15 protein-coding genes are annotated in these 12,977 nt (G+C 66.1%); 6 read left to right on the forward strand and 9 right to left on the reverse strand.

Features of this window, described 5'->3' with window-relative positions; genetic code table 11:
• The first annotated feature begins 56 nt into the window (after nt 1–56).
• Nucleotides 57–977 carry a hydroxymethylbilane synthase gene (gene hemC, locus C8J98_RS12945; protein WP_107913605.1) on the forward strand — a complete coding sequence of 307 codons (921 nt, stop codon included), beginning with the start codon at nt 57–59 and terminating at the stop codon, nt 975–977.
• Between the two features lie 125 nt (nt 978–1,102).
• On the opposite strand, the gene C8J98_RS12950 is transcribed toward hemC, so the two are convergent.
• Together C8J98_RS12950 and C8J98_RS12955 are read right to left on the reverse strand one after the other, a co-directional pair.
• Nucleotides 1,103–2,119 (reverse strand): DUF481 domain-containing protein, encoded by a 1,017-nt coding sequence (locus C8J98_RS12950; RefSeq protein ID WP_199229909.1) that lies wholly within the window; start codon nt 2,117–2,119, stop codon nt 1,103–1,105.
• Between the two features lie 53 nt (nt 2,120–2,172).
• The gene (locus C8J98_RS12955; RefSeq protein ID WP_107913606.1) at nt 2,173–3,102 is read right to left on the reverse strand and encodes a hypothetical protein; all 930 of its coding nucleotides are present in this window, start codon (nt 3,100–3,102) and stop codon (nt 2,173–2,175) included.
• A gap of 211 nt (nt 3,103–3,313) precedes the next feature.
• On the opposite strand from C8J98_RS12955, the gene C8J98_RS12960 reads away from it, so the two are divergent.
• Nucleotides 3,314–4,306 (forward strand): YafY family protein, encoded by a 993-nt coding sequence (locus C8J98_RS12960; protein ID WP_107913607.1) that lies wholly within the window; start codon nt 3,314–3,316, stop codon nt 4,304–4,306.
• Between the two features lie 13 nt (nt 4,307–4,319).
• Nucleotides 4,320–5,267 (forward strand): patatin-like phospholipase family protein, encoded by a 948-nt coding sequence (locus C8J98_RS12965; RefSeq protein WP_107913608.1) that lies wholly within the window; start codon nt 4,320–4,322, stop codon nt 5,265–5,267.
• A 146-nt stretch (nt 5,268–5,413) separates the two neighbouring features.
• Here the strand turns inward: C8J98_RS12965 and C8J98_RS12970 are convergent, their stop codons facing one another.
• From C8J98_RS12970 to C8J98_RS13000, 7 genes are all read right to left on the reverse strand, one after another.
• Complete coding sequence (locus tag C8J98_RS12970) at nt 5,414–6,133, reverse strand: glycosyltransferase (protein WP_199229919.1); 720 nt, start codon at nt 6,131–6,133, stop codon at nt 5,414–5,416.
• Between the two features lie 73 nt (nt 6,134–6,206).
• Complete coding sequence (locus C8J98_RS12975; RefSeq protein WP_107913610.1) at nt 6,207–6,944, reverse strand: DUF3379 family protein; 738 nt, start codon at nt 6,942–6,944, stop codon at nt 6,207–6,209.
• The gene (locus tag C8J98_RS12980) at nt 6,941–7,474 is read right to left on the reverse strand and encodes a sigma-70 family RNA polymerase sigma factor (RefSeq protein WP_159890234.1); all 534 of its coding nucleotides are present in this window, start codon (nt 7,472–7,474) and stop codon (nt 6,941–6,943) included. Before C8J98_RS12980 ends, C8J98_RS12975 begins: the two co-directional genes overlap by 4 nt.
• Before the next feature lie 24 nt (nt 7,475–7,498).
• The gene (locus C8J98_RS12985; RefSeq protein ID WP_107913612.1) at nt 7,499–8,371 is read right to left on the reverse strand and encodes a ParB/RepB/Spo0J family partition protein; all 873 of its coding nucleotides are present in this window, start codon (nt 8,369–8,371) and stop codon (nt 7,499–7,501) included.
• Nucleotides 8,372–8,383: 12 nt separating this feature from the next.
• Nucleotides 8,384–9,229 (reverse strand): ParA family protein, encoded by an 846-nt coding sequence (locus tag C8J98_RS12990; RefSeq protein WP_107913613.1) that lies wholly within the window; start codon nt 9,227–9,229, stop codon nt 8,384–8,386.
• Nucleotides 9,230–9,368: 139 nt separating this feature from the next.
• Nucleotides 9,369–9,998, reverse strand: coding sequence for a 16S rRNA (guanine(527)-N(7))-methyltransferase RsmG (rsmG, locus tag C8J98_RS12995; RefSeq protein WP_107913614.1), 630 nt, complete (start codon nt 9,996–9,998; stop codon nt 9,369–9,371).
• A gap of 69 nt (nt 9,999–10,067) precedes the next feature.
• A complete protein-coding gene (locus tag C8J98_RS13000; RefSeq protein WP_107913615.1) occupies nt 10,068–10,502 on the reverse strand; it encodes a hypothetical protein in 435 nt (144 codons plus the stop codon).
• A 306-nt stretch (nt 10,503–10,808) separates the two neighbouring features.
• On the opposite strand from C8J98_RS13000, the gene C8J98_RS13005 reads away from it, so the two are divergent.
• From C8J98_RS13005 to C8J98_RS13015, 3 genes are read left to right on the forward strand one after another with little or no spacing between them, the layout of a single operon-like run.
• Nucleotides 10,809–11,078: a hypothetical protein gene (locus C8J98_RS13005; protein WP_146171636.1), complete on the forward strand. Its 270-nt coding sequence runs from the start codon at nt 10,809–10,811 to the stop codon at nt 11,076–11,078.
• Nucleotides 11,078–11,341, forward strand: a complete 264-nt coding sequence (locus C8J98_RS13010; RefSeq protein ID WP_233260226.1) for a hypothetical protein — start codon at nt 11,078–11,080, stop codon at nt 11,339–11,341. Before C8J98_RS13005 ends, C8J98_RS13010 begins: the two co-directional genes overlap by 1 nt.
• 4 nt (nt 11,342–11,345) lie before the next feature.
• Nucleotides 11,346–12,950: a PepSY-associated TM helix domain-containing protein gene (locus tag C8J98_RS13015; RefSeq protein ID WP_107913617.1), complete on the forward strand. Its 1,605-nt coding sequence runs from the start codon at nt 11,346–11,348 to the stop codon at nt 12,948–12,950.
• Nucleotides 12,951–12,977: the final 27 nt, after the last annotated feature.

The raw sequence follows: 12,977 nt of genomic DNA on the forward strand, positions 1-12,977 counted from the left end.
GGCCGGGTCGAAACGCGGGACAATCGCGCCTCGACCGATCGACCGCCAGGATAGAAATGACCGCACCGCTTCGCATCGCCACCCGCAAGAGCGCCCTGGCCCTCTGGCAGGCCGAGCACGTGGCCGCCTTGCTGCGCCAGGCGCATCCGGGGCTGCAGGTGGAACTGGTGCCGCTATCGACCCGCGGCGACGAGATCCTCGATCGCTCGCTGGCCACCATCGGCGGCAAGGGCCTGTTCCTCAAGGAACTCGAAGTCGCGATGCTCGACGACCGCGCAGACATTGCCGTGCACTCGCTGAAGGACGTCCCTGCGGAGCTGGAGCCGGGCTTCGTGCTCTCGGCCATCCTGCCGCGCGCGGATGCCGCCGATGCCTTCATCAGTAACCGGTACGCGAATCTGGCCGAGCTGCCGCACGCCGCGCGCGTGGGCACCTCCTCGCTCCGTCGCCAGGCGCAGCTGCGCGCGGTGCGACCCGACCTGCAGTTGCTCGACCTGCGCGGCAACGTGAACACCCGGCTGGCCAAGCTCGACGAAGGCCACTACGACGCCATCATCCTCGCCTGCGCCGGGGTGGAACGGCTCGGCCTCGGCCAACGCATCACCACGCGACTGGCGAGCCCCGACTGGCTTCCGGCGCCGGGACAGGGCGCGATCGCCGTCGAGTCGCGTGCAAGCGACACCCGTGTCACCGAACTGATGGTTGCCCTGCGCGATGCCGAGACGCAGATAGCCGTGGACGCGGAGCGCGCCATGAACGAACGACTGGGCGGAAGCTGCGCCGTGGCCATCGGCGCCTGGTGCGTGGTTGCCGAGTACGGCCTCACCTTGCACGGTATGGTCGGCAATGCGCATACGGGTGAACTGCTGCGTGCGCAGGCTGATGCGACGGCCGATACGCCTGTGGAGCTGGGCCATGAGGTGGCGGCGATGTTGATCGGCTTGGGCGCTGAGGCGTTTCTGGCGCCTCAGCGTTGAGGTAGCCCGGCCCGCTGCCGCGGGATCGCCGATGAATCGGCTCCTACAAAAAGCAATCGCCGATGAATTGCTCCCACAAGAGCAGCTCTGTGTGGGAGCCGATTCATCGGCGATGGGTGCTCGCGTCAGAAGTTGTAGACGAGGTTCGTCGTCATCAATTTGTCGGTGCTCACCGTACCCGGCTGGGTGTCGCTGTTGTAGCGGATCTGGTAACCCAGCTTCAACGCCATCTTCTTGGTCATGCTGACCGACAGGCCGATATCGTTCTGGTAGTACTGGTTCTTCGAGCCCGCTTCCATCAGCAACGTATCTTCCAGCGCCGTGTTGTCGGTGAGGCGGTACTTGCCGTTGATCAGGCTACGGGCGACCACCTCGCCTTCCGTATTCGGGGTATAGGGCACCGAGACCTCGGCGCCAGTCGCCGGATCCACCACCGGCGTGCCGTCGGCGTTGAGTTCCGGACGCGTGGACTTGGCAGGCTGGTAGCGCTTGTAACCGGGACCGACTTCGAAGGACAGCTCGGCGCGCTCGTTCTTCAAGGCTACATAGCCATAGCCGACCGAGACGATGCCCTGCCACAGGTTGGCGCCGAAGTCATCGTGCTCGTAACGGGCGGCGGTAACGATGTAGCTGCGCGGATCGAACTTATAGCCCACCGACGCGCCGGTGTCGTATCGGTTGGCCGTGGTGCTGAACCTGTTGACGTCATTGCCATCGTTATCGGGGACCGACGTTTCGCCCTTCGAACGCAGGCCATTGAGATAGATGTTGTTCTTCCAGAGCTCGTTTTCCTGGCTCAGGCCGAGCTTGGCGTTGGCGTTTTCCGTGCGCGAGTTACCGCGTGACGACGCGAAACCGAATTCGCCGGAACCGGTCCAGCCACCGTTCTGGGCCGCATTGGGGGCAGCGTTGGGTGCCTGCGCATTGGCGTCGAACGGAGCGGGAGCGGGAGCCGGGGCGGGAACCGGCGCGGTCGTGGTAGTGGTCGTTGCAGTCGGCGTTGTTGTTGTGGTCGTTGTCGTCGCCGTTGTCGTTGTAGCGGGCGTAACAGAAGCGGCGTTCTTGGTGGCGCTGGCGTCCTGCGCCGACGCGGTGAACGGCAGCGCGGCAAGGACGAGCGTGGCGATCAGGGATGGTTTCATCGTCTACCCGTATGTGGAGGAATCGTATGTGGAGCAATAGGTGGGAAAGGTGGTCAGGCGACCACGAGCTGCGCGTACGCCCGCCCGTAGAGCCGCTGCTCGAGACATTGACCGATACCGCAGCTTAACGCGGCCAAACCAGCGGCCAGCGCCAGCAGCCGGCCAACGGGGTGCGAGACCAGCAGGAGGCAGGGCAGGCCGACCGAGAGCACGGCAACCCCGACCCGCCCGACCAGCAGGCGAGCCGCCGCACCGCCTGTGGTGAAACGGTCCGGCACGCCGCGCTCCTCGGCCAGAAGACGCAGTGCACGCCAGCGCATGCCTTCGACAATGCCCAGCGCCAGCGCCACGGCGAGAAGGCCGAGTCGCCAGGGGGTGAGCGGGTCGAGCGGCGCCTCATTCTGCATGGCAATGCAGACCCAGAACCACAGGCCACCGGCGAACACGGCCGACACCGTGCGCCCCAGGGGCTGCGTGTTGGCCACCGCGGCAATGCCGGGGGGCAGCTGCCGGGAGGCGCTGCGGGCGGTAAAGACAAGGGTAGCGAGGGTGCACAGGGCCAGGATGGCACCGGTCAGGCGGGTCGCCCAGAAGTCGTTACCGCCTCGCGCCAGCCCGGCCAGGGCCAGCATGGGCAGGTAGTTGGCCATGGCGACCAGGCCTTCCACCGTCGGCATCATGCGTCTGGACGGATTCCAGCCATGCCAGTCCTGGGCGAACTTCAGGCGCAGGCAGGTGGCGATCAGGCCAAGGCTGGCGAACACCAGGCCGATGGACAGCGGCACCAGCACCTCGCCGCGGCCGTCGGGGTAGAGGCCCAGCGCCAGCGAGGTACCGAGCACCATCCACAGCCCGTAGCCGGCCGCCGTGGCCGTCTGGATGACCACGAGGGGGCTGCTGAACAGGATGTCGGCGCGAGGAACGTCGGCTGGCGGATCGTGAGGACCCGCCAGGGCCGGACCTGCGTGCTTGGGTTCCGCCATGGTCGGGGGAGGCCTTCGGCGAATCGCAAAGCAGCATTTTTGCGCCTTATGGCCCCCGGCGCAAACCCGGTACCCCGCAGACCCCGACGAATGGCCGAGTCTCACGTCCCTTGCGGACGGCCAGCACCACCGCCATGCTTGAGCCGCGTAGATACGGGCGTCACGCCCGCGCGGACACACTTCCCGAAGCACCATCCAGCCGGCGATACCCATGGACCGCTACGAGCGCATTCTCACCCTGCACCGACTGCTCAAGTCAGCGCACTATCCCGTGCCGCTGTCCCGGCTGATGGACGAGCTCGAATGCTCGCGAGCCACGCTCTATCGCGATGTCGCCTTCCTCCGCGACGCGCTGGGCGCGCCCGTACAGAGCGTCGCCGGCGAACAGGCCTCGTTCCGTTATGACGCGACCGAGGCCGATAGCTTCGAGTTGCCCGGCCTGTGGCTGACCAGCGACGAGCTCGCCGCACTGATGGCGCTCAACGAACTCATCGGCCGATCCGACCCCGGCGTGCTCGCCGGAGCCCTGGCTCCGTTCAAGGCGCGCATCGAACGATTGCTCTCCGATCACGGCAGCGGCAAGGCATTGCCGGTGGACCGCATCCGGGTGATCTCCTGGGGCGCACGCAAGATGGACCAGCAGGTGTTCCGCATCGTGGCCGGCGCCACGCTCGAGCGCCGGCAGCTGACTTTCCGCTACCGTGCGCGCACCACCAATTCCGATTCCAAACGCACGGTGTCGCCGCAGCGGCTCACGCACTACCGCGACAACTGGTACCTGGATGTCTGGGACCACGACCGCGAAGCCCTCCGCAGTTTTGCGGTGGACCGCATCGCCGACCCGCAATCGCTGGAGGCGAAAGCGAAAGACGTCGACGACGCCGAGCTCAACGACCTGCTCGCCTCCAGCTACGGCATCTTCGCCGGCAAACCCAAGGCCTGGGCAACGATCCGCTTCTCCTCGCACGCCGCACGCTGGGTGGCCGACGAACACTGGCACTCGCAGCAGAAGGGCGAGTCGCTGCCGGACGGTCGCTATGAGCTGAAGGTGCCGTATTCGAACTCGCGCGAGCTGCTGATGGACGTACTCAAGTACGGACCGGATGCCGAGATCGTCTCGCCGTTGCCGCTTCGCGAAGAAATGAAAATCCTGCTCCAGCTGGCGCTGACCGGCTACCAGAACACGTCGAACAACCACCACTGAGCGCCGCCGCTGCATGAGTGAGATCGATATCGCGGATCCGGGCGCCTTGCCCGCCGCCACCGGCATGCCGCGAAAGCCGCGAGTCGCTGTTGCACTGGGCGCGGGTGCAGCCAAAGGGCTCGCCCATATCGGTGCGCTCGAAGTGCTGGAGGAACGCGGCTTCGAAGTCGTCGCCATTGCCGGCACCTCGATGGGCGCGCTCATCGGCGGCATCTACGGCATGGGCAAGCTCGATATCTATCGAGACTGGGTCTCCACGCTGGCGCGCTTCGACGTGCTGCGGCTGGTCGACTGGAGTTTCTCCGGCGGTGGCTTCATCAAGGGCGACCGGATCATGGCCGCCCTGCGTGAGCTTATCGGCGAGGTGAACATCGAGGAGCTCAGCATCTCCTATACCGCGGTGGCCACCGACCTGGATCGCGAGCGTGAGGTGTGGCTCACCAAAGGCCCGCTGTTCGATGCGATCCGCGCGTCCATCGCCATCCCGACCTTGTTCCGGCCTTATGTCCACGACGGTCGCCGCCTGGTCGACGGTGCACTGCTGAATCCGCTGCCGGTGCTGCCGCTGATGCGCGAAGACGCCGACTACGTGATCGCCGTGAGCGTGGATGGCGCGGCCGAGATGCAGAAGCCGCCCGAGAAGGACGTAACGGTCACGACCGACGAGGGCTACACGGCCAAGCTTGGGCGCTTGATCGGTCGTGTACTGCCCGGTTCGGATGGCAAACCGAAGCTCAGGGATCCCGGCGCGTTCGACCTGATGACCCAGGCCATGGACCTGATGCAGGCCAATCTCTCACGTTTGCGCCTTGCCGCTTACCAGCCGGATGTGCTGATCGAGATTCCGCGCAATGTGTCGACGGTGTATGAGTTCTACCGCGCGCGGGAATTGATCGAACTGGGACGGGAGCGGACGGCTAGGGCGTTGGATGCGTGGCAGCCGCGGATGCTGACGCGTTAAGAGCATCGCCGATGAATCGGCTCCCACATTAAAGCGGCTCTTGTGGGAGCCGATTCATCGGCGATTCCCTAGGCTCTGTGGGAGCCGATTCATCGGCGATTCCCTAGGCTCTTGTGGGAGCCGATTCATCGGCGATGCTCTTGCCCTTACACCTCTTCCGTACGGGTAATCTTCGCCCGTCGCATCAACCACGCCACACCGCGAAGATCCGCCAGCCCGACCCACAGTCGATCCAGCATCCCGTACTTCGACGTCCCCGCCGTACGCGGCCGGTGTCCCACCGGGACGCTCTGGCTGGCAAACCCCGCACGCTTTACCAGCGCCGGCAGATAGCGGTGCATGTGGTCGAAGTAGGGCAGGCGCATGAACGTCTCGCGCTCGAACAGCTTCAGGCCGCAACCGGTATCCGGCGTGCTGTCCTGGAGCATGCGCGAACGGACCGCGTTGGCGACTTTCGACGAAATACGCTTGTTGAAGCTATCGCGGCGGGTGACGCGCCAGCCGGCGAACAGCTTCAGCGTCGGCGCGGCCTCGCGGGCGTCGAGCAGCTTGGGGATATCGGCCGGGTCGTTCTGGCCGTCGCCGTCGAGCGTGGCGATCCACGGTGCACGGGCGTTGCGCACCCCGTTCCACACGGCGGTGCTCTGCCCACTGCGGGTGAGATGGCGGATGATCCGCAGCTCCGGATACCGGGCCTTGGCCGCGGTGAGCACGGCAACGCTGTCGTCGGTGCTGTCGTCATCGACGTAGATGATCTCGAAATCGATCCGGCCGCGCAGGGCCGAGGCGATCTCGGCGAGGAGGGGCGGGATGTTGTCGCGCTCGTTGAAGACGGGCACGACTACGGCGAGGTCGGTCATCGCGATTCCGGGGTGGCTCGATTCGGGGCGGCATTATCGCCCAGCCGGCCACGGAAGGGGCCGTGCGCGTGGCGTTCGTTCAGATCCGGCCGATGGTCTGGGCGGCCGGACCCTCGATCGCTGCACGCCAGCCCCGCTCCACGGCGTCCATGGCGCCGCGGCTGGCACCCCGCTGGGCGAGGACCACAAGCGTGCCGCCACGGAGCGGCATCTGCCGGCCTTCCCAGCCATCGCGCTCGAACGTGCCGGGCTTGGTGTCCATTTTGCCGGGCATATACAGGGCCACGACGGGCTCATCGTTCATGCGGGTAACAAGGTGTACCGCCGGATACGGCCCCACCGTGCAGTCATGCACGTAGGTGACGCCATTGGGCATCGGTCCCTTGAGCCGGGTCGCGCGGCCCATGAAGCCGGCTTCGACCTGGGCATCGGTCATGGGCTGGGTCAGGCTCAGCGCCTCGATCTCGCCCGGCATGTGGGCGACGGCGAGGGCGGGTAGTGAGTTGAGATCATTCTGACGCCAGAGCATGCCCACGCCGGCGAAGGCGATCACGACGGAGGCGGCCATGGCCAGCCAGGCGCGGCGCATGCCCACCTGGCGGCGGCGCTCGCCGGTGGCCTGGGCCAGCAGGATGCGATCGACCAGGCCTTCGGGGAGGGGGATGACCAGCGCGGCTTCAAGGTCGTCGTCGAAGCGCTGGGCACGCTGCCAGAACGCGGCGCAGCCGTCCTTGCAGCTATCGCGATGGGCGAGCAGTTCAGGGGCGCGCGAGCGTGGCTCGGCGCCGATGCGGCGGCGGAATTCGAGGCAGTTCATTTCCGGCCTCCTTCAGCCGCGGCGCGTCCGCCGAGCAGGTCCTTCAGACGCTGACGGGCACGGAACAACTGGGTCATCACCGCGCCGGGCTGCTGGTCGGTGGCGGCGGCGATCTCGTCGCAGCTCATCCCACCGAGCACCTGCATGGCCAGCGGCTCGCGGTATTTGTCGGGCAGCTTGAGCATGGCGTCGCGCACCTGGGCGGCGTCGCCACTTCGTTCGGGGCTGGCAAACGCGGCCTCTTCGGGCACGGTGTCGTCCAGTTCCACGGTGTCGAAGCGCTTTCGTTCGTAAAGACGCGCGTGTTCGCGGCGCAGGATGGTGATCAGCCAGGGCTTGGCCGATTCGGCGTCACGCAATGAGTCGAGGTTCTTCCACGCGCGCAGGAAGGTCTCCTGGACCAGGTCCTGGGCCACGGATTCGTTGCGCGACAGCCAGAAGGCAAACCGGTAGAGGTCGGCCGACAGGGCGCGCACCATCGCTTCGTACTGGCGCTGCTTCGGGTTCACGTCCTTATGGACCGGAGGCATGGGCATTTCCTTTCAGATCCGCGCTTAGCGGACCTTGGTCAGGATGCCGTCGAGCTCGTCGAGGCTGTGGTAATGGATGACCAGCTTGCCCTTGCCGCCACGGCCGTGAGCCAGCTCGACGCGCGTGGCGAAACGCTCGGCCAGCTCGCGCTCGAGGTTGGCGATGTTCGGGTCGATGGCGTTCGCCTTGGCCTTGCCCTTCGGCGCCAGCTGCGCTTTGCGCGCGGCCTCTTCCAGTTCGCGCACCGTCCAGCCATGGCGCGCGGCTTCCAGCGCCAGCGGCTCGGCAATGCCGTGCGGCAGGGTGAGCAGGGCGCGCGCGTGGCCCATTTCGAGCTTGCTCTCGTCCAGCAGCTGTTTGATCGACTCCGGCAGGTCGATCAGGCGCAGCAGGTTCGAGACGGCCGCACGCGAGCGGCCCACGGCGTCGGCCGCTTGCTGGTGCGTGAGGTCGAATTCGTCGATCAGGCGGTGCAGGGCCTGCGCTTCCTCGAGCGGCGTGAGCTCCTGGCGCTGGATGTTCTCGATCAGCGCCATGGCGAGCACGGACTGCTCGGGCACGTCTTTCACCAGCGCCGGGATTTCGCTCATGGACGCGCGCTGCGCGGCGCGCCAGCGGCGCTCGCCGGCGATGAGTTCGTAACTGTTCTTGCCGATGGCGCGGACCACCACCGGCTGGATCAGGCCCTGGGCCTTGATCGAGGCGGCGAGTTCGTCGAGCGCCTCGTCGTTCCAGTGGCGGCGCGGCTGGTACTTGCCGGCCTGGATCTGTTGGATGGGCAGCAGCCGCAGCTCGCCTTCCTGCTCCACGATCGACGGACCGGCGTCAGGGCCGGCACCACCACCGAGCAGGGCATCCAGGCCACGGCCAAGTCCACGTTTCTTCGCTGCTGCCATTGAAGGAATTCCTTAAGGTGCCGTCGGAGCCGTGTCGGTGGCGCCGGGCGCCGCGTCGTCGGTCTCTGGGGTATCGCCTGCGGCTTGTGCATTCATCGCGCGCTCGCGGCGAATGATTTCGCCGGCGAGGCCGATGTAGGCGATGGCGCCGCGCGAACCGCGATCGTAAAGATGAATGGGCTGGCCGTGGCTGGGCGCCTCGGCAAGACGCACATTGCGAGGAATGATCGAGCGCAGCACCTTGTCGCCGAAGTGCAGGGTGAGCTGGGCCGAGACCTCGTTGCCGAGGTTGTTGCGCACGTCGTACATGGTGCGCAGCAGGCCTTCGACCTCGAGCTCCGGATTCAGGCGCATGCGCACGGCCTTGATCGTATCGAGCAGGCTCGACAGGCCTTCCAGCGCGAAGTACTCGCACTGGACGGGAATCAGCACGCCGTCGGCCGCGGTGAGCGCGTTGAGCGTCAGCAAATGCAGCGACGGCGGGCAGTCGATCAGGATGGTGTGGTAGTTGTCCGCAACCTTGGCGAGCTGCTCCTTCAGGCGATGCTCGCGCGCCATGCCGTCCATGAGCTTCAGCTCGGCGGCGGTGAGGTCGCCGTTGCCCGGGAGCAGGTCGTAACCCGCCTCGGTGCGCACCAGCACGCTGCCGATCTCCACTTCGCCCAGCAGCACTTCGCAGCCATTCGGCTTGGCCTCGTGCTTGTCCACACCCGACGCCATGGTGGCGTTGCCCTGTGGATCGAGGTCGACGAGCAGCACCTTGCGCCGCGCGGCGGCCAGGGCCGCAGCGAGGTTGACGGAGGTGGTGGTCTTGCCGACGCCGCCTTTCTGGTTGGCGACTGCGAGGATGCGGGCCATGGAGGGTCGTTATCTACCGAGCGCGGAAGGGGCGCTAGCGTAGCATTGCCAGCAGGCTGAGCCCTACAGGCTGCCAGCCAGCTGCTCCTTGTGGGAGCCGCTTCAGCGGCGAAGGGTGCTCGCGATGGGTCCCGGCGGATCAACCCCGCCGAATAACAACCAGATGCCGCTCCCCCTCAACCCCCGGCACCGTCAACACATGAATCCCCTCGACGGTAAACCCCGCAGGCACCCCATCCAGCTCCTCAGCCGGATGCTTGCCCTTCATCGCCAGCCACACCCCACCCGGCGCCAGCAGGTGCCCGCCCCAACCGAGCATATCGGCGAGGCTGGCGAACGCGCGGGCGGTAATACAGCCGAACGTGCCCTCAACATCCTCGACCCGGCTCTGCAAGGCGCGGCCATTGGTTAGCTTCAGCGAACGAATCGCCTCGCGCAGGAAGCGGACCTTCTTGCCGTTGGAGTCAACCATGAGGACTTCACGCGCGGGCTCGGCGATCGCCAGCGGGATGCCGGGAAGGCCCGGACCGGTGCCCAGATCGGCGAGCGTCGTGCCCTCGACGAACGGCACGATGGCCAGCGAATCCAGAAGGTGGCGCGCGACCTGCTCGTCCGCGTTACGGACTGCTGTGAGGTTATAGGCCGCATTCCAGCGCTCCAGCAGCTCGCGGTAATCCAGCAGGCGCGCCACGGCGCCGTCGGGCAGGGCGGTGCCGAGCGTGGCGATACCGCGTTCGAGCTGGGTTTGCAGGGCTTCGCGCGCAGTCATGCGGCACCGGGGAATGGTGATGGGGCGCAAGAGTATGAAAGCGCCGGCGCGAAGGCGCCAGCGCGGGGATCAGGCGGCGTCGAGCTCGACGCGGGTGACCAGCATGCCGCGCGAACGCAGCGAGCCATTCATGGTGTGCTTGAGCTGGGTACCGACGGCGCGGCGGTCGGCCGAATGGGCCGTGCTCGCGTCGCGCAGGGCGGCGACGACGTTGCTACGAATCATCTCAGGCGCTTCGTCGATCACTTCGTCGGCCACTGCCGGCTCGAGCACCTGCCAGTAGACCGTGCCGCCGTCGAAACGAAGCACCTGGCCACCGAGGTCGATCTTGTGGAAAACGCGGTCGATCACCGGCAGGAGCACGTGGGTGCCGGCGGTAAGCAGCGAGGGCGAGCGGCCGAGGCGGCGCACGCTGTAGACCTGGCCTTCCGGAATGCGTCGCACCGAGGCCGCCGCAACAGCGAAGGCAACGAGGGTGGTGGCAATGAGGATGGTGGTCAACATGGCTGCTATTTCAACGAGTTACCTTGGTTTCCTGTCGCACTGCGTGGCGAGACACGCCAACGCGGTGATTCGTGTGGTGTTAATTCTAATTTAACGCGAGGGTTAACGCTAGTTTTACTTAACCCCCGTATTCAGTTAACGGTCGGTTTGGTCAAAACTTGAGCAGGTGGTGATTTGTTGACCAGCGGCCGGTGCATCCGAGGCACGGCTTGGCGGTTCAAAGGCGGTCGTGAGCGGTTCCGCGAAATTGACGCCTCTTCTGCAAATGATAATAATTATCAATCAGTCTCAGACCCGGCCACGTGTATGAATCTTCTTGGCTGTCTGGCGGCCCTCGTCGCCATGGCTCTCGCTTATCTCGCCGCGCGGAACCAGCGCCTGCTGGCGCATCCGTTGGGGCGCAAGACCCGCACGGCCGCGTGGGTCTTCGCCGTGGTCGCGTTCACCGCATGGATCGCCGGCGAGACGTCGCTTCCCGGGATCTTCTCCGCACTCACCGCGCTAATGCTTGGCGCGGTCGCCTACCCCTATGTGGCGTGGCTCTTCCGTCCCGCCTCCGAGCGGAAGCCCCGCTGATGCTCGCCAAGACCTTCGCCGGCATCCTGCTTGGCCTGCCGCTGGCGGTGGCCCTCATCGCCGTGGTGATCTGGATCTGGCCCGGCTCGAGCGAATCCGTGACGCTGCCGTTCCTGGTCGCCTTCTTCCCGGCCTGGACCGGGATCATGGCGGCCACTTATATGTTCCGCAGCGGCGCCCGTGCGTGGGCGTGGCTGGCCATGGCCAATCTCGCCGCGTTCGGCGCGCTCTTCCTTGCCAAGCACACGATGCCGGGGCTCTGATCCGATGAAAGCCTCGACCGTTCGCACGTTCACTGTCGTGCACACGTGGACCGGCCTGCTCGCCGGCTTCGCGCTGTTCATCGCGTTCTACGCGGGCGCGCTCACGATGTTCCACGATGAGATCGACACCTGGGCATCGCCGAAGGCCGAGATGGCTCGCGCCGATACGATGGATCGCGCGGGGAAGATGCTCGAAGGCATCGTCGCCACGCATCCCGGGGCACGCGACCAGATCGGCGTGACCTTCCCTGCCGATCACCCGTCGCACGAAGTGGCCGCTTACTGGATGGACAAGGGCGGCGACTGGAAAACCCAGACGCTGGATGAAAGCGGCGCGCGCGATGCGGAGGACCATGAGCACGCGCTCGCCGACTTCGTCTACGAGCTGCACTACGACCTCGGCATTCCGGCGATCGGCATCTACCTGATGGGTATCGTCAGCGTGATCTATGGCCTCGCCTTGCTCACCGGCCTGCTGATCCACCTACCCAACCTGCTGCGCGAGCTGTTCGCGCTGCGTCCGGGTCATAACCTCAAGCGGCTGTGGCAGGACGCGCACAACGTCATCGGCATCCTCAGCCTGCCCTTCCACATCATCTTCGCCATCACCGGCGCGCTGCTCTGCCTGACCATGGTCATGTTGATGGCGTTCAGCACGGTGGCCTTCGACGGCAAGCTGTTGCCCGCGTTCGAACGCATGACCAGCGCGCTTCCCGAAACCACGGCGAAGGGTGGCAGCGCGGTGATGCTGACCCCGACCGAACTCGGTGCACGGGCACGACAGGCGGCGCTCGCCTCCGGTGCTGCGAACTTCGAACCCGACTACATGCGTTACGTGCATTACGGCCAGCAAGGAGCTGCTGCCGAAGTGCGCGGCACCTCGACCAAGACGCTCGGCGAATACGGCATGGTCTCGCTCGATGCCATCGACGGCCGTGTGTTGAAGGTCCAGGTAAGTGGCGCGCGCGACGCGAACCATGCGACCTACTCGGCGATCTTCGGCCTGCACTTCGGCTCGTTCGGCAACGTCTCGCTGCGCTGGCTTTACTTCCTGCTCGGCCTTGCCGGTGCTTTCCTCTTTTATTCCGGCAACCTGCTCTACATCGAGACGCGTCGTAAGCGTCGTCAGGCCGAGCAGCCAATGAAGGTGCGCGCCATGGCCACGGCCACCGTGGGTGTGTGCATCGGGTCCTGCTTCGCCATCTCGGTGACCTTCCTCGGCAATCTGGTCGGTCCGTTGTTAGGCGCCGAGCCGGAAGCGATCGTCCAGCCGGTGTGCTTCACCGCGTTCGCGGTCGCGGTGATCTGGACCTTCTGGCGGCGCCCGGCGAAGGCTGCGGTGGATCTGCTCTGGGCCACAGCGCTGGTGAGCATCGTAGTGGGCGTGCTCGACATGACGATCTACGGCGATCGCCTTATGCACACGCTGGGCGAAGGCCGCTTTGCCGTGCTCGGCGTGGACCTCGTCGCCATTGCGATGGGCGTTGGCTTTGCCTGGCTCGGCATCGCCACCCGCAAGCGTGCCGTGGAAGGCGATCCGTGCAGTGTGTGGTCGTCGAAGCGTGCGGTCGCCACTGCGACCACCTCGACCACCGCTCAGGAAGCCTGAAGCGCGACTCTACCTGTAGGAGCCGAT

This window comes from Luteibacter sp. OK325 (assembly GCF_003050935.1).
Lineage (GTDB): Bacteria > Pseudomonadota > Gammaproteobacteria > Xanthomonadales > Rhodanobacteraceae > Luteibacter.